Origin of the sequence: Kordiimonas aestuarii (genome assembly GCF_025574465.1) — a bacterium.
GTDB lineage: Bacteria > Pseudomonadota > Alphaproteobacteria > Sphingomonadales > Kordiimonadaceae > Kordiimonas > Kordiimonas aestuarii.
Genome location: NZ_JAOBPP010000021.1, coordinates 451,712 through 469,666, shown reverse-complemented (window position 1 = coordinate 469,666; position 17,955 = coordinate 451,712). Strand labels below are relative to the sequence as shown.

Genomic DNA, 17,955 nt, shown 5'->3' with positions numbered 1-17,955 from the left:
CAAAGGTGGGTTCAGAGTCTCACCAATTGCTACTTTTGACAAGAAAGAGAAACTGCCTTGGCCCATGGTACCCATGATTATGAAGACGACCCGCGCAACCGCGATATCCTGATCAATATCGGGGGCGAGCTTTACCCGCGCGACGAGGCAAAGGTGTCTGTGTTTGACAGTGGCTATATCCTTGGTGACGGCGTCTGGGAGGGCCTTCGGGTCCATAATGGCGTAATCGTCTTCCTGGAGGCCCATATGAAGCGCCTTTTTGAAGGGGCCAAAGCCATCGATATGGACATCGGGATCAGCAAACAGGCGCTTGTCGCCCGGCTTTATGAAACGCTGGATGCCAACAAGATGCATGACGGGGTGCATATCCGCCTGATGGTCACGCGCGGCATCAAGGCCACGCCCTATCAGGACCCACGGGTTACGATCAGCCCTGCCACCATTGTTATCATCCCGGAATTCAAGGCCCCGATGAAGGCGACGCTCGACCGTGGCATCCGCCTTTTCACCGCACATGTGCGGCGTGGTTACCCCGATGTACAGGACCCGAAGCTGAACAGCCATTCCAAGCTGAACTGTATCACGGCCTGTATCCAGGCAACAAAGGCCGGGGCGGATGAAGCATTGATGCTGGACCCGCATGGCTTTGTCGCCACCTGTAACAGCACACATTTTTTCATCGTGCGCGAGGGCGAGGTCTGGACATCAAGCGGACGCTATTGCCTTGGTGGCATCACGCGCCGCATGGTGCTGACCCTGGCGCGGGACGCAGGCATTACGGTGCGCGAATGTGATTTCAGCCTCACGGATGTTTATGGGGCGGACGAGGCCTTTGTCACCGGCACCTTCGCGGGGCTTGTGCCCGTGGGTGAAGTGGATGGCCGTACCATTGGCGAAAATGGCGCCGCCATGCCGGGGCCGATGGTCGAACGGTTGCGTACGCTTTACCGGGCGCGCATTGAAGCCGAGGCCCTGAAAGGCCGCGGTGCATGAGTGCGCCAGTCCGCATCGCCATGTGGTCGGGACCACGCAATATCTCGACCGCGATGATGCGCTCTTTCGAGAACCGTGCCGATACCGTGGTGGTGGACGAACCGCTTTATGCCACCTATCTGGCAGCGACAGGCATTGACCACCCAGGCCGCGAGGAGGTGCTGGTCTCACAGTCGACGGACTGGCGGCAGATAGTCGAAACGCTGACCGGACCAGTGCCAGATGGTGCCTCTGTCTTTTACCAGAAACACATGTGCCACCACATGCTGCCTGATATGGGGCGGGACTGGCTCGAAGCCCTTGATCACGCCTTTCTTATCCGCGACCCGCGGTTGATGCTGGCAAGCTATGTGAAAACCCGGGAAGAGGTCACGCTCACGGACCTCGGCCTTGAAGCGCAACTGGAGATTTTCGAACGCGAGGCCGACAAGCTCGGCAAGGCACCGCCGGTGATCGAAAGCGCGGATGTGCTCAGGAACCCCGAGGGCAAGCTGCGGAAACTATGTGCCGCGCTGCGAATCCTCTTTGATGATGCCATGCTCAGTTGGCCCGCCGGGCGGCGAGACAGCGACGGGGTATGGGCGCCTTACTGGTACAGGAACGTGGAAGCCTCCACCGGGTTTATGGCACCAAAGAAGGAAGAAACACCAGTGCTTGCCCCACATCTGGCACGGATCGCGGATGCGGCAATGCCGATCTATGAGACGCTCAGCCGCTACAGGCTCTGAAGCTGGTCAGATATGCGGGTCATGTTCAAAAAGCAGGAAGGCGATCGTCACCTTGGTACCAACGCCGGGGGCCGACCGGATATCAAAGGTGCCGTTCAGCAGGTCCATGAACCGGGTAACGAGGGGCAGGCCCAGCCCGGTGCCGGTGTGTGCGCGGGTGAGGTTGTCGTCGATCTGGCCAAAGAGAGACAGCGCGGTTTCGATTTGTCTGTCGTTCATGCCCACACCGGTGTCTTCGATCACGATCACATAGTATCTGCCCTTGATCTTGCCGGTAATGCTCACGTGGCCGCCAGCCGGGGTAAACTTGATGGCGTTTGACAGAAGGTTGATCAGGACCTGACGCATGATGCGTTCATCCGACAGGGTGTCGCCAGGCAGGCAGTCGGTTTCGATCCTGATGCCCTTGTCCTTAGCGGCCGCGGATACAAGTTTGCTGGCGGCGCGCACGACCTGGCGCGGGTCAACCCTCTCGGCATAAACCTCAAAGCGTTCGGCTTCCAGCTTCGAGATATCGAGGATATCGTTGATGATCGAGAGGAGGTGCTCGCCACTGTCTTTGATAAGCTGCAGGTATTCCTTGTTCTTTTCGCCTTCGACCTTGCCGTAGAGTTCCAGCGATATCAGTTCGGTGAAGCCGATGATGGAGTTGAGCGGTGTACGTATCTCGTGGCTTGTGGAGGCAAGGAAGGCGGATTTTGCCTTGTTGGCGCGCGCCAGCTCGGTTACCAGCTGCCCGGCCCGGCGCAAAAAGCGCGTCATGGCCACGCCGACGACCCCAAGGAGGATGATGGCGGGCAAAATCATGGAACGGACCATCTGGCTGCCCGGCGCGGAGGACCGCCATGTCAGGTATGCGGCATCCTCGCCCTTGAAGTCGGTGATCGTTACCCTGCTGTCGGTTCCCGTCTTCACATCTGTCAGGGTCAGTTTGTCGACAGCCATATTCTGGCCGATATTTTTTATGTCCTGCGGCTCAACGACCGCGACAAAAACGATCACCGGCATGCGCTTTCCGGTAAAGTCGCCCACGTCGTTCACGCCCGCAGTCTGAACCATGCTGGCACCGAAGGCGAGCAGGCTGCCATCAACCCGCAGATAGCCCGACCGGCTCGATGGCAGATGTCGCTCGGCTATAGTCATATTCTGCACCAGATCGGTTAATCCCTGGTCGAGAATGCTGTGCGGCGGCGGCACGGCAGCGGCGAAGTTGGCATAGGCCATGGTGCTGTCGGGCCGGACGATCAACACGCCATGGATCTGGCTGATGCCCATTACGGACTCCCCCAGGGTGGAATCGATCCAGTCTATATTTTCGGTCAGATAGATGTTTTCGACAGCAGCGTCCCACCAGGCGTTGTCCTCGGCGAGGACCGCGAGGGCTTCGTGCACGGAGCTCAGTTCCCGCGTGATAACCTGCCGTTCTGCGCGTAGCGCGGCGGCATCCTGCCGGGAAGCGGCATACCATACAAGCGCCATGAAAGCTGCGATACTGACAGCGACAGCAAGAAAGACCGGTGCAACAAGCCTGCGAAAATTCACGCTACATTCCCTAGCGACCCCCCAAGACTCTCTAAGGCGGAAAAGTTAAATTATGGTAAGAGCCTGATTATTTCCCTCAGCTTAGGGGCCGAAACACGCTTTTGACAACTGAGCAAGTTCGATAGTTGACGGTTGGCGCAGTTTGAGGGTACATCAAAACCGCATTGGTGCGGCCCCGTAGCTCAGCAGGATAGAGCGACAGATTCCTAATCTGTAGGCCACTGGTTCGAATCCAGTCGGGGTCACCAGCTTCTCTTATGAGGCGTCGTTCCCGTTGTGGCCCGTATTGCGCCGGATAACTGAAAAAGCTGCGCGCGCCTATCCGGTTTCATGATGACCGGCGTCAGGGCCCGGCGCAACGCACGGCGGGAAAACTCACTTGAACTGTTGTCCCGACACCTACCGTACTTGAGATGCGAAGCTGTCCGCCGTGTTGCTGAATGATGGCCTGCGCCAGTGGCAGGCCAATACCGACGCCGTCATGGGCTCTGTCGAGGTCGCTGTCGATCTGCCCAAACCTCTCAAGAGCTTTGGGAATATCTTCCTCCGCGATGCCGATTCCGGTGTCACGTATTTCGGCAATCAGTGAATGCTTCTCAAGGCGTAAGGCGATGTTTACCTGACCGTTCTTCTTGTTGAACTTGATGGCATTGGTGACCAGATTGAAAAAGACCTGCCTGATCTTGCGTTCGTCTCCTGTCAAAAGCGGCAGGTTTTCACACATTTCAACCTGACAGGCCACGTTTCGCTCGCTGGCAAAGCCGGATGTCAATTTCAGTACCCAGTGGGCAACTTCCTGAAGGTCGATCTCGCTCTCGTAGAGGATCTCTGCACCAGCTTCGATGCGGGAAAGATCCAGGATATCATTCACGAGTGACAACAGGTGGGTACCGGAATCGTTGATATCCTTTGAATATTCAACGTAGCGCGCCTGTCCCATCGGCCCGAAAAGCTGTTCCTTCATCAAGTCGGAAAAACCGATAATGGCGTTTAGCGGCGTCCTCAGTTCATGACTCATGGTTGCCAGAAAATCGCTTTTTGCACGCGAGGCGCTTTCCGCTCGCACCAGAGCAAGGTCCAGCATGGCATTGCGGCCTTCGAGGATTTTGTTCGCTTCCTGTAAATCCTGCGTCAGTGTGTCGCGTTCCTGCTCGACCCGTCGCGAATTGACCACAAAAGCGCGCATATGCATCAGGGTTACCAAAATAATCAGGAATTGCGACCATTCGAGCGACGCCTCGATCACGCCAGCCGCCGATAAAATCTCGTATGCGATGATTACCAGGGCTGCGGCGGCGACAATGATTGCTTCCTTGCTGCGATGTTTGCTGCCGAAATATGTGATGATGACCATGTAGGAAACCTGCAATCCCACGATTGCCCACAGAACCTGCACCGGTTCGCGAAGGAGTGTAATGGTGCCAGGTGGCATGAACGGCGCAATGAAAATCGCGAAGGCGGAAAGAAGCGCGGAAGCTCCGTAGATGACGATATCCTTGCGTTCAAAATATTTTCCGCGAAACAGAAAACTCACAAACGCATAATAAGCGGGCGCGATCAGGAAAAGCGTCAGATACTCAAGATCATATTTCCGCTCAAGCGGAAAACCGGGAAAATAATCCCAAATTATGTCACTCACGAAAAGCACACGTAAGGCCGAGACGCAGGTGAGTATCGCGAACAATATATGCCCAAGCGGTTTTTTTTGCCGGAGACCAATGACAGCAGTGCCGCCTGATATCATGAGAAGCACGATCACCAATGCGTTTGGAAGTGCTGTATCCCTGTTTTGTCTTGCGTCCAGGCGCCACTTCAAGTCCAGAACGGGAACCTCGATCAACCCTCCCTGCTTATGGACCGAATTGCTGACCTGCGCGATGACGGAAACACGTTTTGCACCGTAAGGTATCGGAACCAAGGGTGGCGCGGGGTTATTGGCGAGTTCGGGAAGTTGATCTGACGAATTTTTGTTCTGGTATACCCGGATGAACGTGGGTTGGCCATGTTCATCGAGATACCGGACATATATTGTCGAGACGGTTCGTAGGGTGCCTATCCGAATGGCATAGAAGGAATGCGTGTTCGGCAGAATTAATGAGGTGCAATAGGTAGCTTTTCCATACCCGGTTTCAGTGGTGAATGTTAAAGCAGGCCCCCACACATCGGGTAGCTGTATCTCCTCGGGGGAATAACGCTCGAAGTTTTCGCCGTCGCGCGTTTGCAGCTTACAGCTGGCCCGGGAAAAGTTTTGGGGGTTAATAAGGGCGCCTCTGTAAACAAGCCATCCATCCTTAAGCCGGTAAGCGCCATCTTCCGTGAATGACCACTGAGACAGATCGTGAGAGGGCGATCCCTCACCCGGACGTGTTTCATCGCCGAGTGCCTGCGAAAAAGAAGCGGCCAGAAAATATAAGGTGGCGAGGCAGTAAAGGGGAAAGACGGCACCAAAACGCAAAAAACACCTCATTACTCGAACCTGCCTACATAAAGTTTAATAAAGTAATCCAGAGGCCCGCAGCATTAAGGGGTAGGGCGTTGTAATATTTCTTTCATGCATACAATTTTACGCACTTGTTAACCTTAGCGAGTAAGCGTGAAAAAATCCTTAAGCCCTGTAAACAAACAAAACCCAAGCAAGCCCGGGCATATTTTGACCGCCCGGTGAAGGGATGTGCGACGTATCGGCCACTGGTTTGCTTTTTATAAGAGGCGTCACGGCTAAACCGCGGCCCCAAGCTCCGCCGTTTGTACCGTGGCGTGGAGCTTGTGAGCCGGTGGGCCAGCCGGCTTTTTACCTAGAGGTTCTTGCTCGCGGCGTTACCAACCGCTTTCCAGATGGCGTGGTCCAGTTCTGCCGGATCGATCGGTTTGCCGACACAGTCATTCATGCCAGCGGCAAGATAGACGCTTTTGTTTTCCGCGATAAGGTCCGCCGTCAGTGCAATTATCGGGATCTTTGCCTTTTCGCCGCCAAGCTTTCTTATCATTTTTGTGGCATCTGGGCCGGAGACAACCGGCATGCGAACATCCATCAAGATAATGTCGAAATAACCGGCCTGTACCGCATCCACCGCTTCCTGGCCATTGCCGACAAATACAGGCTCATGTCCCATCTTTTCCACAAGGCCGCGGATGATGATCTGGTTGATTGCGTTGTCTTCCGCAACAAGAACCGAAAGCCCCTGACCATCCCCCAATGGAAGAGACGTATTCTCCGACTGGTCTTCGGTATATTCATGCTCTGCCACGGGTTCGTAGGGTACCCAGAAAAAGAAGCGGCTTCCTTTATCTGGTTCGCTCCATACGCCGATTTCACCGCCCATGCATTCGATCAGCCGTTTGCAGACAGCCAGGCCCAGCCCGGTACCGTGATACTTGCGGCTGATCGAGGCGTCGGCCTGTACAAAAGCATCAAACAGGCTGTCAACTGTCTCCGGCTCCATGCCGATGCCGGTATCGACAACCTCAAAAATCAACCGACGGCGGGCAGAATCGTGGCTGCATTTCAGGGTTACGCTGCCTTCGTCAGTGAATTTCACGGCGTTGCCAACAAGGTTGACAAGCACCTGCCTGAGCCGGGTCGGGTCCGCGCGCACCACCTTGGGGAAATTGTCCGCGACTTCGGCATTGATCTGCAGCTTTGCCTTTTTTTCCGCCGGGCAGGTCATATAAAAAAGCCGGACAACCTCGTTGGCGATATCGAGGGGCTGGAAGTTCAGATTTTCGATGACGAACTTTCCTGCGTCAAGCTTGGACAGGTCAAGGATGTCGTTGATAATGGCCAGAAGCGCTTTTGCCGTTTCCCGGATTCGCTTGACCTTGAACAGGCTTTCGTCGGAAAGCTTGTCATCCATCAGCAGGTCAGCCAGTCCGATGACGCCGGTCATCGGGGTTCGTATCTCGTGGCTCATGGTGGCGAGAAAACTGCTTTTTGCCTCGTTTGCTTCAACCGCGTCGCGTTCGGCTCCGCGGCGGCTCTCCATTTCCTGAAGTATCTTGTGCAGGCCAATACCGTACAGAATAACCAACACAAGCCCCATGAGGAAAACCGGCTTGATACGCGCGTCCCGCACTTGCTGCAAATGTGCGGCATCTACGACTGTCAAAGACTTGAGGGCGATGTTGTGTTTGACGCTTACGTCGTTGGCCTGCACAGCGACAGTTTCCCAGGTCCAGAGGCCTTCTGTTGTCTCCAGTTGCCCCGATGGCTGGTTGCTGATGGTTTGCCAGGCGGTCGGATAGCGGGCCGCAAAACTGACGTTACGGTCCAGCATGAAGCCCCATTCGTCCGCAGGCCTCGGCCCCTTTAGCCAGAAGCCTTGTTCGTTCAACAGCATCAGGTTGTTGTCTGGTGCAAACTGGTTCAGGTGGTCAAGGAACGACTTTGCGCCGATATTAAGCACAAAAATACCAGATGGTCGGCCCTCGGCCGTAAAACCGCGAATGGCAACCCTGACAACCGGAACAAACGGCGTCTGGATCCTGCCATTCTCCATATTCAGGTCCAGCGGAGATACATAGACCTGTCCTTTTTCAAGCTCGCGACCGAAACGCACGTAACTTCTCGCCTGCTTGTTCTGAAGTTCGGATGCCGGGCTGACGCGCACTTCCGACCGCATAATGCGGTCAACGCGGACCAGTTCGTTGCCCTTATCGCTCAACCACCGGGCTTGCAGATAATCCGGGTTTCTCAGCAGTAATGTGCTAAGGGCATTGGCAATAACGGTGTCCGTATCCCGGCCCGGGTTGCTGACAGCCTGCTGCACAGCGGGTTCCAGCATGGCGATGCTTTGCATATGGCTGGCAGGCTTCGACAACTGGTCGCGCAGATATTGGCTCGCCAGCTTTACAGTCAGGTCTTCGGCCGCCCGCACCTGGGACTCAGCGGCCTCAAGGGAAAGTCTTCCGGCAAAAACGCAAGCGGCTGATACAAAAAACATACCCACAATCAGCCACAAGACGAATTTTTTTAATGTGCTGGACATATGCCGCTGATTTACCTTTTCCCGACCAGGTCCTTGGAACGTTAGGGGCCAATGAATAATACACCGTTAACTTTCTGACTCAATGTGGTTTGCGTCTTCTTCCCAACCGCATCACACATCGCACAGCCTTATCGCTGAGATACGTGTTGCTGACTTTCCCCTGCACGCCGGATCAGGGTTTTCAGCCGGCGTATATTCACCTGCCAGCCGCCGCCCTCAAGGGGTTGCGCCTCCATGAAGCCCACCCGCTTGCCGGTGGCTTCCTGAATGGAGGCATGCAGCATGTTAAAGCGTGGCTCGGTCTGGATGACCAAGAGGTCAGCGGGGGCCATCGCGAGGTTATGCAGCGCCGACGAATCCTGCCCGATCACCAGGTCGCTTTCGCGCAGGCGGTTGAGGAAGGCCGGCAAGGGCAGCTTCAGCGGGTCAAGCACACGCCCGCCCAGATCTTCCACCAGCGCCGCAACTTCATCAAAGTTGCGGATTTCCCGCCCGGGCGCGGAGGTCAGCGCCGTGTGTTTCACCAGCGCCAGCGGAATACGAGGTCGCTTTTCGCCCCAGTTGGGCAGCCGCCCCCAATGTGCACTGATCGACGCCAGCCGGTGATACATCTGCGCCGCGAAGCGGGTTGGCAGCGCGCCGCGATGATGCTGGCCAAGCGTGGTGGGGATAATCAGGTCATCCAGCTCAAACAGCTGTTTTTTGTCCAGTTCAATAATGCGGTCTTGCCGCACGCCGTAGGCCGCCAGAAACGGGAACATCCACGCCGACACCTTGGGCAGGAAAAAACGGTCGATGCCGTTGATGTCCTGCCGGGCGGCCAGAAGCTCAAGCCGGGCACAGATGTCGGTGATCCAGTGGCCATAGGTATAGGCGCCGGGGAACGACAGCAGCGCGCTGGTGCCCGGCAACTGTACGCGCCGAAGCCCCTTGCTTTCAAGCGCCAGCACGTCGTCCTGCGTGCGCTTGAGGTGGCCCTGCCGCGCCATATAGTCGAACTGGTCGGCGGTCCAGCCAAAGCCGCTTAGCCCGGTGATGGCAAACCCCGTTGTTTTATCAAGCACAAGGCCCCAGTCATCGGTCAGCCACACGCCGCCAGTGTGCATCAGGCCGATGCGGTTTGCGCCCCGCGCCTGCCGTTTGTAATACTGGGCGAGCCAGTTGTTGGTATAGGGCGTGTCAAGCAGTGGCAGTGCGGCGTTGGCGCGTGCGGCGGGGGACTGTTTGGCCTCTGCCGCCGGGCCGTAAGCGTCGAACACCAGCCCGCGTTTTTTGCAGCAGGCGGTGAAGGCCTTGTCGTTTGCGCAGGGCAAAACAGTGATGGGCAAAAGGGTCATGGGCGCAAACGGGTCCGGTTGAACTGAGCTTTGCCCGTTGTAGCGGCAGGCATGCCCCAGCCGCAAGGCTTTCCGAGAGAAACGTCGCAAGGCCTTTTACTGAAAGCCTCGCCAAGCCTGCTATTCAGGCCTGCTATTCAAACGGCGGTTCAGCGTCCCAATCCAGCCCAGGCACCGGCCCGTTTGAGACCTTGTCCGCGAATACAGGGGCGCGTTTCTCGAGGAAGGACTGCACCCCCTCGCGCCCGTCGCGGGTGCTGGTATAAAGCATGGTGCGGCTTTCCGCCTTGTGCGCCTCCATCGGGTGCGCCGCGCCCATCATACGCCAGATAAGCTGGCGGTTCAGCGCGACCGACATGGCGCTGGTGCGGCCGGTATAGCTGTGCGCAACTTCAAGTGCGCGGTTTATCAGGTTGTCTGGCTCAACTATCTCGCTGATCAGGCCTTTTTCAAGCGCTTCCTCGGCTTTGAACACCCGTCCGCTCATGGACCAGTCCAGTGCCTGCGCCACCCCCACAAGGCGCGGCAGGAACCAGCTTGCGCAGCTCTCGAGCGTGATGCCGCGTTCGGCAAAAACAAAGCCGAACTTGGCGAAAGGCGAGGCAATGCGCACATCCATCGGCAACTGCATGGTGGTGCCCACCCCCACGCTGGCGCCGTTGATGGCACCGATCACCGGTTTTTTCATGCGGTAGAGCCGCAGCACCACGCGCCCGCCGGTGTCGCGGTTGCGCTCCATCGCGGGTGAGGCGGGGTCGATGCTTTCATCGAGGCCAAACACATTGCCGCTAGTCGCCAGATCCATCCCGGCGCAAAACGCCCGCCCTGCGCCGGTAACAACCAGGGCACGCACATTGCCGTCACCGTCCACCGCGTCAAAGGCGGCTTCCATCTCTGCCGCCATGGTGGGGGTGAAGGCGTTCATGCGCTCCGGCCGGTTCAAGGTCATGATCGCCGTGCTACCGTCGCGTTCAAGGGTCAGGGTTTCATAGCTCATGGATGCCTCCGTCTCGTCTCGTTGTCGGATAAACTAGCGCGGACCCGCGCAAAGGGAAGGCCGCATGGCTGCTTGACCAACTGGACTGATCAGTCCATTTTAGTGGAAGGGAATGAAATCGCCGGGGAGTGCGCGACAATGAAAAACTGGTTCTATGAACAGATGGCAATGTATTCAGCCTATCACCGTGACGGACGCAACCAGGCCACGCACCATATCGGCGTGCCGATGATTGTGTTCTCCGTGCTTGTCATCACCTCCACCATCCCGCTTTTTGCCACCAGTGCCGGGCCGGTCACCGTGGGGGCCGCGCTGATGGCGGTGCTGGTGCTGTTTTACATTGTCGCCGCACCGCTCGTCGGCACCATCGCCGCGCTGCTGTATGGGGCGCTGGCCTACGGCGCGGCCGAGATTGCCGCGATGGGCGATGGGGTGCCCCTGAAAGTGTTCCTCGCGCTGTTCATTGTTGGCTGGATCATCCAGTTCTGGGGTCACAAATATGAAGGCCGTAAACCGGCGTTGTTTGATAATATCCTGCAAATTTTCATGGCCCCGTCGTTCCTGATCGCCGAGCTATTGTTCATGGCCGGGCTCGAAGAAGACCTGCATGGTGAGATCAAAGCCCGCATGCCCAAATACCTGCCGAAATAGGGCTGAGACGTGCCGTCACGGTGTCGAAAGCTAATGATCAAATAAGCGCGGAAGCGTCATCTGGATACCCGCCTGCGCGGGCATGACAGGTGTTTTGTCGCCACTGCCGCGAGGGCGGGGGCCCAGAAGGCAGATGAACGAGATGAGCTTTACAAATACGGGCTGGCGAGCCATAGCAGGCGGCCCATGGCGCGGTGCAGGCGGGGGCGGTTGCGGAAGTCTTCGCGGGTCATCTCCACCGCGCGTTCATACCGGCCGTGCACCCAGTCGGTCATCTCGGCGGCGAACGGCCGGTCATAACATTCCACGTTAAATTCAAAATTCAGCTTCAGCGACCGGGCATCCCAGTTGGACGAGCCGAAAAACACCCAGTCGTCATCCACGATCATCAGCTTGGTATGGTCAAAGGGCGGGGGTGACAGGAACAGGCGACAGCCCGCGTCCACCAGTTGCCGGGCGCCACTGAGCGCCGTGAGCATGAAAAACGGCAGGTTGTTTTTCTGCGGCACCAGAATGTCTACTTCCACGCCGCGGAGCGCTGCCTGCTTGAGCGCAATCACCAGCGCGGGTTCAGGCAGGAAATAGGGCGTGATGACCTGCACGCGCTTGCGCGCACTCGCCAGTGCGCTTTCCATGATCATGGCCGAGCGCTGGCGCGGTTCATCCGGCCCGTCGGGCACCGCGCGGGCGGGGATGCCAGGCCCGGTGGGCGATAGGGTGGGCAACCATGTCTGCTCGTCCAGCTCTTCCTTGGTTGAAAACGCCCAGTCATCGGCGAAGGATTCCATCATCTGGCCGACAATCGGCCCTTCAAGGCTGAAGTGGGTGTCGCGCACGCGCTGGCTGCCGTGCTCGTCCTCAAGGTGATGCTTGCGGATGTTCATGCCGCCGGCAAAACCCTTCAGGCCATCGACAATCAGCAGTTTGCGGTGGGTGCGCAGGTTAAAAAACGCCAGCCGCCAGGACAGCCGCGCCGGGTTGAAAGTGGCAACGGGGATGTTGCGGCGTCTCAGGAGGTTCGACACGGGCTGGAGGCCATAAAGGTTGCCCACAGCATCCACCAGCACCCGCACCTCAACCCCCCGTTCCTGGGCGCGCGCCAGCGCCGTGATGAACTTGCGGCCTGCCTGGTCGGCCTGGAAGATATAGGTGGTCAGCGCCACGGTATGTTCGGCTTCATCAATGGCCTTGATCATGGCGTCATAGGCTATGCGTCCGCCTTCCAGCGGCTTGATCCGGTTCCCCAGCGCCAGCGGCAGGCCCGTTACCCGGCCCGCAAGCCGCCCATGGGCGTGCCAGCGGTTGGCGGCGTCCGGCAGGGCGTCATACAGCGTGGGGCCATCGGGGTCGGAGATCAGGTCTTTTCTCGCCGGGCGCCCACGGCGCATCCGCGCGCGCCGTGCCTGCCGTTCAATACGATTGATGCCAAACAGCATGTAGAAGATCAGGCCAAACAGCGGTGCCAGCCATACAAGGCCGATCCACGCCACGGCGGCGCGCACGTCATCCTTGTTCCTGAGGATATGCGCGCTGGCGATCATCTGCAGCAGGAAGATAAACCCCGCAATCAGCAGGCCGTCAGGCCAGATATATGCAAATTGATCCATACGCCCCCAAAAGCCCGTGCCCGGCGGTGTTGCCGGTTTGTGTGCAGCCCTCTTGTTCATCATATAGGCATGATTGCCCAAAGGTGAAGCTGTCTTGGTGTATAGCAGCACATTATGGCGACCTTTGGTCACGCTTTGGCGGTGCCGGTTTTCCTTGAGTGCGCTTTGCCGAGCGGCTAGCTTGGGCGCATCATCTGGCCTGCCCACGGGCCAGCAACCGCGCAAGGAACCCCTGCCCGCATGACCGGCCGCCACCATTCCAGCTTTGAAACGCGTGTCCTGAAGGCCGACGGTCTGGCCACCAGCCGTGGCGGGCGGCGGGTGTTTGAAGGCCTGTCGTTCGAACTGCACGCGGGCGGGTTATTGTACCTGCGTGGGCCAAACGGCAGCGGCAAGTCAACGCTTCTCAGGCTGGTTGCGGGTTTCGTGAAGGCGCGGGCGGGCACGCTGACCTATGGCGACAGCGACTGGACGGTAAATGCTCCGGCCTATGACGCGGCGCTGATTTATGCGGGGCATGACAATGCGCTCAAACCCGTGTTGACGCTCAGGGAAAACGCGCTGGCCTATGTGTCGCTGATGACCGGTGAAGCGCCTGCCGCTGCCCGGCTTGACGGCGCGGCGCGGCTTTTTGGCCTGACAGCGCTTCTGGACCGCCCGGCGCGGTTTTTCTCCAGCGGGCAAAAGCACCGCGCCAACCTGATGCGGTTCGCGCTGCTGGATCGACCCTTGTGGTTGATGGATGAACCCACTGTGGGGCTGGACGCGGTCAGCAGGCAGTCGCTCGCGGATCTGATGACCAGCCATCTGGCGGCAGGCGGCATGATCATCGCCGCGACCCACGACCCCATCGGGGTGGATGGTGATGAACTTGTGCTGGACAACTTTACCCCAAAACTTGAAATTGACGAGGCATGGCTGTGACCGGGGTGTGGGCATGAACGGGGCGGGTATCTTCGGGGCGATTTTTGCCCGCGATGTGCGGTTGGCCTGGTCGCAGGGCGGGACCGGCACCATGGCGCTCAGCTTTTTCCTCATTGCCGTCACGCTTTTCCCCTTCGGTGTCGGGCCTGAGCCGCAGACACTGGCGCGCATCGCCGCCGGTGTTATCTGGGTGGTGGCGCTTCTGGCGTGCCTGTTATCGCTCGACCGGCTTTATCAGGCCGACTATGAGGACGGCAGCCTTGATGACCTCGCGCTGTCGCCCCTTGGGCTCACCGGCGTGGCGGCGGCTAAAATTTTGGCGCACTGGGTCGCGACCATTCTGCCGCTTGTCGCCCTGTCGCCCGTCCTCGGCATGCTGATGAACCTCGACGGGGATGCCTACGGCATGCTCTTGCTGTCGCTGCTGATTGGCACGCCCGCGCTCAGCCTCATTGGCAGCGTGGGCGCGGCGCTGACGGTCTCGGTCCGCCGGGGCGGGGTGCTGATGTCGCTTCTGGTGCTGCCACTTTATGTGCCGACGCTTATTTTTGGCGTCGGTGCCATTGATGCCGCCGCGGGCATGACCGACGCGCTGCCGCATCTGGCGTTTCTGGGCGCGGTGACGCTTGTGGCGCTGGTGATCGGCCCGGTTGCATCGGCCGCGGCGCTCCGCCTGTCGCTTGAGTGATGACACCGCACGGATTCCGCACACATCCCGCACAGATTTTGCGCAAAATGCGGGGTTTTCCGCACACAATTGGCACAGGTTTTTGCTCACTTTCGCGTGCGCGCCCCCGCGTGGCATCACGTCGCACTTGCTCCCCCGCGCGCTTGCGGGTAGGTAGAAGCCATGCACAGATTCGCCAATCCCGCTGAATTCAACCGCCTGGCAGACGCCATTCTGCCATGGGCTAAAGTCGTTATGGCAGCGGCTTTTCTCTATGGCCTGTACCTCGCGCTATACGCGAGCCCGGCTGATTACCAACAGGGCGAAAGCGTGCGCATCATGTATATTCATGTGCCCGCGGCGTGGATGGCGATGTTCACCTATATGGTGGTGGCGGTGGCCAGCTTCACGGCGCTTGTATGGCGTCATCCGCTGGCGCTGCTGGCTGGTAAGGCTGCCGCACCAATCGGCTTGGTTTTCACAGGGTTAGCGCTTCTCACCGGTATGCTGTGGGGCAAACCCATGTGGGGCACTTACTGGGTGTGGGACGGCAGGCTGACCTCGGTGCTGGTGCTGTTTTTCCTCTACCTCGGCTATATGGCGCTGTGGCGCGCGCTCGATGAAGAAGATAAGGCGGGCCGGGCGGCGTCGATCCTTGCGCTCGTCGGGGTTGTAAATATTCCGATCATCAAGTTCTCGGTCGACTGGTGGAACACGCTGCACCAGCCCGCAAGCGTCATGCGGATGGATGGCCCGTCAATGCCGGTGGAGATGCTGTGGCCGCTCCTGACGCTGGCGGTGGCTTACAAGGCCTATTTTGTTGTGGTGCTGCTTTACCGCATGAAACTTGAGATCAATTTGCGTAAACTCAGCGTGCTAAGCTCGCTTGAGGTACAAGGATAAAATGGCGGAATTCCTTGATATGGGCGGCTATGCCGCGTTTGTCTGGACGGCATATGGCCTGACGGCACTGGCGCTTGTTGTGCTGGCGGTCAGCAGCCTGCGCGCGGGTAAAAAAGCCCGCGACCGGGTGGAGCAGCTTCGCCCGCGTCGCCGGAAGGGGCAGGCATAATGGCTGGCCTTAAAACCCGCAAAAAACAGCGCCTTGTGGTCGCCTCCATCGCCGTTGCGGCGATTGCGGGCGCGGTGTTGCTGGTGCTGTTTGCGATGGGCGGCGACAGCCTCAGCCTCTTCCTGCAGCCAAGCGCGGTGCATGCCAAGGAGATTGAGGCTGGCAAGCGCTTTCGCCTTGGTGGACTGGTGGCGCCGGGCACGTTTTCCAAGGCTGAAGATGGCCTGACCTATCATTTCACCATTACTGACTGTGCCGCCGATATCCCTGTTACTTTCAAGGGCTTGCTGCCTGACCTGTTCCGCGAGGGGCAGGGCGTGGTCACGGAAGGCCGACTGAACGGCACGGGCACCTTTGTTGCCGATACGGTCCTCGCGAAGCATGATGAAAACTATGCCCCGCCCGGAACCATGCCCAAAAATGCCGAGGCCTGCACCCACCCTGAAGGCCTGAACAGCGGGTATAACACCAGCCCGGGCAGCCGCGGATGATTGCCGAGCTGGGCCATTTTGCACTGATGATCGCGCTGGCATTTGCGCTGATTGGCGCCGTGGTGCCGCATATTGGCATCAGTCGCGGAAACGCCCGCCTTGTGGCGGTGGCTGACAATGTGGCCATCGGCCAGTTTGTCATGGTGCTTGCAGCTTATGCGGCATTGACCTATAGCTTTGTTATATCTGACTTTTCCGTGATCGCTGTGGCGTCCAACTCTCACACGGCCAAACCGCTTCTCTATAAAATTTCCGGCGTCTGGGGCAACCATGAGGGCAGCCTTTTGCTGTGGGTCCTGATCCTTACGCTGTTTGCCTGCGCGGTCAGCCTGCGGGGCCGGTTCCTGCCCGCGCGGTTCCGTGCCCGTGTACTGTCGGTCCAGAGTCTGCTGGTGGTTGGTTTCCTGCTGTTCATCCTGTTGACGTCCAACCCGTTCCTGCGGCTTGACCCTGCACCGGTTGAAGGCAACGGACTTAACCCCCTGTTGCAGGACCCTGGCCTCGCTTTCCATCCGCCGATGCTTTACCTCGGCTATGTGGGGCTTTCGGTTGCTTTTTCCTTTGCGGTTGCGGCGCTGATTGAGGGTGAAGTCAGCCCTTTGTGGGCGCGCTGGGTGCGGCCCTGGACGTTGGCGGCGTGGGTTTTCCTCACCGGTGGCCTCGCGCTGGGTTCATGGTGGGCCTATTACGAACTCGGCTGGGGCGGCTGGTGGTTCTGGGACCCGGTCGAGAATGCCGCCTTCATGCCGTGGCTTGCGGCAACGGCGTTGCTACATAGCGCCATTGTGGTTGAGAAACGCGACGCGCTGAAAAGCTGGACGATCCTGTTGTCGATCGTGGCGTTTTCCTTCTCGCTGCTGGGGACTTTCCTTGTGCGGTCCGGCGTGCTCACGAGCGTGCATGCCTTTGCGGTTGATCCGGCACGCGGGGTTTTCATCCTTGGTTTCCTTGCCATTGTGGTCGGCGGGTCACTGGCGCTTTACGCGTGGCGCGCACCCAAGCTCGCGCCCGGCGGTGTGTTTGGCCTTGTCAGCCGCGAAAGTGCGCTGGTGCTCAATAACATCCTGCTTTCCACCTTTGCGGCCGTGGTGCTCGTGGGCACGCTCTATCCGCTGTTTGTCGAGGCGCTGGGCGCCGGGCAACTGAGCGTGGGCCCACCGTTTTTTGAATATGCCGCCACGGTGCTGATGAGCCCGCTTATCGTGGCCCTTGGTTTTGGTCCGTTGCTGGCGTGGAAACGCGGGCGCCTTGGCCGCGCGGCGCAAATTGTCTTGCCTGCTCTTGTGGTGGCTGCGGTGGCTGCGCTGGCTATCTGGTGGCAAACGGTTGGCGGCGCGGTGATGACGGCTTTTGGTCTTGGTCTTGCCACCTGGCTGACCGTCAGCGTGTTTCTTGAAATTGCTGAGCGTATCCAGCTGTTCAAAAACCCCGAGGGAGCCTTCCGGCGCCTGCGTGGCTTGCCACGTGCCAGCTGGGGCATGAGCCTGGCGCACGCTGGCCTTGCGGTTATCCTGTTCGGGGTCACGATCTCGGAAGCCTGGACGGAGGAAGAACTGTTGGTGATGGCGGCGGGCGACACGGCCGAGGTTGGCGGTTTCACGTTCAAGTTTGGCGGCGTCGCACCTGTGGCTGGGGCAAACTTCACCGCTGTGCGCGGCTTCTTTGATGTCAGCCGCCATGGTCGCACAGTGACCGCACTGACACCCGAGGACCGCCTTTATACCGACCCGGTGATGAACACCACCGAAGCATCGATTTACCCGCTCCTGCGCGGTGACCTTTATGCGGTGATCGGCGAAGCAGCGGGCGCGGGCCGCTGGTCTGTCCGGCTCTATTTCAAGCCGTTTATCTCCGGCCTTTGGGTCGGGTCGCTTATGATGATGCTGGGCGGTATCCTGTCCCTGTCCGACAGGCGGCTGCGTATTGGCGCCCCCAAGGCGAAGCGGGCGGAGGATTAGTTC

Annotated in this window: 15 protein-coding genes and 1 tRNA gene; 10 read left to right on the top strand and 6 right to left on the bottom strand. The window is 58.8% G+C overall.

Annotation, left to right across the window (positions count from 1 at the left end):
* Window positions 1–57 precede the first annotated feature (57 nt).
* Window positions 58–993: an aminotransferase class IV gene (locus tag OEU85_RS14830; protein ID WP_262692290.1), complete on the top strand. Its 936-nt coding sequence runs from the start codon at window positions 58–60 to the stop codon at window positions 991–993.
* Complete coding sequence (locus tag OEU85_RS14825; RefSeq protein WP_262692289.1) at window positions 990–1,721, top strand: sulfotransferase-like domain-containing protein; 732 nt, start codon at window positions 990–992, stop codon at window positions 1,719–1,721. The genes OEU85_RS14830 and OEU85_RS14825 overlap by 4 nt, the downstream gene beginning before the upstream one ends.
* A 6-nt stretch (window positions 1,722–1,727) precedes the next feature.
* On the opposite strand, the gene OEU85_RS14820 is transcribed toward OEU85_RS14825, so the two are convergent.
* Window positions 1,728–3,263 (bottom strand): sensor histidine kinase, encoded by a 1,536-nt coding sequence (locus OEU85_RS14820; RefSeq protein WP_262692288.1) that lies wholly within the window; start codon window positions 3,261–3,263, stop codon window positions 1,728–1,730.
* A gap of 171 nt (window positions 3,264–3,434) precedes the next feature.
* On the opposite strand from OEU85_RS14820, the gene OEU85_RS14815 reads away from it, so the two are divergent.
* A tRNA-Arg gene (locus tag OEU85_RS14815) sits at window positions 3,435–3,511 on the top strand.
* A 95-nt stretch (window positions 3,512–3,606) separates the two neighbouring features.
* On the opposite strand, the gene OEU85_RS14810 is transcribed toward OEU85_RS14815, so the two are convergent.
* From OEU85_RS14810 to OEU85_RS14795, 4 genes are all read right to left on the bottom strand, one after another.
* The gene (locus tag OEU85_RS14810; RefSeq protein WP_262692287.1) at window positions 3,607–5,718 is read right to left on the bottom strand and encodes a sensor histidine kinase; all 2,112 of its coding nucleotides are present in this window, start codon (window positions 5,716–5,718) and stop codon (window positions 3,607–3,609) included.
* A 340-nt stretch (window positions 5,719–6,058) separates the two neighbouring features.
* Window positions 6,059–8,248, bottom strand: coding sequence for an ATP-binding protein (locus OEU85_RS14805; protein ID WP_262692286.1), 2,190 nt, complete (start codon window positions 8,246–8,248; stop codon window positions 6,059–6,061).
* Window positions 8,249–8,376: 128 nt separating this feature from the next.
* Complete coding sequence (locus OEU85_RS14800; protein WP_262692285.1) at window positions 8,377–9,585, bottom strand: glycosyltransferase family 61 protein; 1,209 nt, start codon at window positions 9,583–9,585, stop codon at window positions 8,377–8,379.
* 133 nt (window positions 9,586–9,718) lie between these two features.
* Window positions 9,719–10,582, bottom strand: coding sequence for a crotonase/enoyl-CoA hydratase family protein (locus tag OEU85_RS14795; protein WP_262692284.1), 864 nt, complete (start codon window positions 10,580–10,582; stop codon window positions 9,719–9,721).
* Between the two features lie 138 nt (window positions 10,583–10,720).
* Here OEU85_RS14795 and OEU85_RS14790 point away from each other — a divergent pair, with 138 nt between their 5' ends.
* Window positions 10,721–11,233: an Mpo1 family 2-hydroxy fatty acid dioxygenase gene (locus OEU85_RS14790; protein WP_262692283.1), complete on the top strand. Its 513-nt coding sequence runs from the start codon at window positions 10,721–10,723 to the stop codon at window positions 11,231–11,233.
* Window positions 11,234–11,382: 149 nt separating this feature from the next.
* Here the strand turns inward: OEU85_RS14790 and OEU85_RS14785 are convergent, their stop codons facing one another.
* Window positions 11,383–12,840: a phospholipase D-like domain-containing protein gene (locus OEU85_RS14785; RefSeq protein ID WP_262692282.1), complete on the bottom strand. Its 1,458-nt coding sequence runs from the start codon at window positions 12,838–12,840 to the stop codon at window positions 11,383–11,385.
* A gap of 240 nt (window positions 12,841–13,080) precedes the next feature.
* Between OEU85_RS14785 and ccmA the strand changes: the two genes are divergently transcribed.
* The 6 genes from ccmA to OEU85_RS14755 all read left to right on the top strand — a co-directional run bounded on the left by ccmA (window position 13,081) and on the right by OEU85_RS14755 (window position 17,952).
* On the top strand, window positions 13,081–13,764 hold the full coding sequence (gene ccmA / locus OEU85_RS14780) for a heme ABC exporter ATP-binding protein CcmA (protein WP_262692281.1): 684 nt from the start codon (window positions 13,081–13,083) through the stop codon (window positions 13,762–13,764).
* Window positions 13,765–13,777: 13 nt separating this feature from the next.
* Window positions 13,778–14,452 carry a heme exporter protein CcmB gene (ccmB, locus tag OEU85_RS14775; RefSeq protein WP_262692280.1) on the top strand — a complete coding sequence of 225 codons (675 nt, stop codon included), beginning with the start codon at window positions 13,778–13,780 and terminating at the stop codon, window positions 14,450–14,452.
* Window positions 14,453–14,614: 162 nt separating this feature from the next.
* Window positions 14,615–15,334, top strand: coding sequence for a heme ABC transporter permease (locus OEU85_RS14770; protein WP_317277431.1), 720 nt, complete (start codon window positions 14,615–14,617; stop codon window positions 15,332–15,334).
* Window position 15,335: 1 nt separating this feature from the next.
* Complete coding sequence (gene ccmD / locus OEU85_RS14765) at window positions 15,336–15,503, top strand: heme exporter protein CcmD (RefSeq protein ID WP_262692279.1); 168 nt, start codon at window positions 15,336–15,338, stop codon at window positions 15,501–15,503.
* Window positions 15,503–15,994 (top strand): cytochrome c maturation protein CcmE, encoded by a 492-nt coding sequence (gene ccmE, locus OEU85_RS14760; RefSeq protein ID WP_262692278.1) that lies wholly within the window; start codon window positions 15,503–15,505, stop codon window positions 15,992–15,994. The genes ccmD and ccmE overlap by 1 nt, the downstream gene beginning before the upstream one ends.
* A complete protein-coding gene (locus OEU85_RS14755) occupies window positions 15,991–17,952 on the top strand; it encodes a heme lyase CcmF/NrfE family subunit (protein WP_262692277.1) in 1,962 nt (653 codons plus the stop codon). The genes ccmE and OEU85_RS14755 overlap by 4 nt, the downstream gene beginning before the upstream one ends.
* Window positions 17,953–17,955 lie beyond the last annotated feature (3 nt).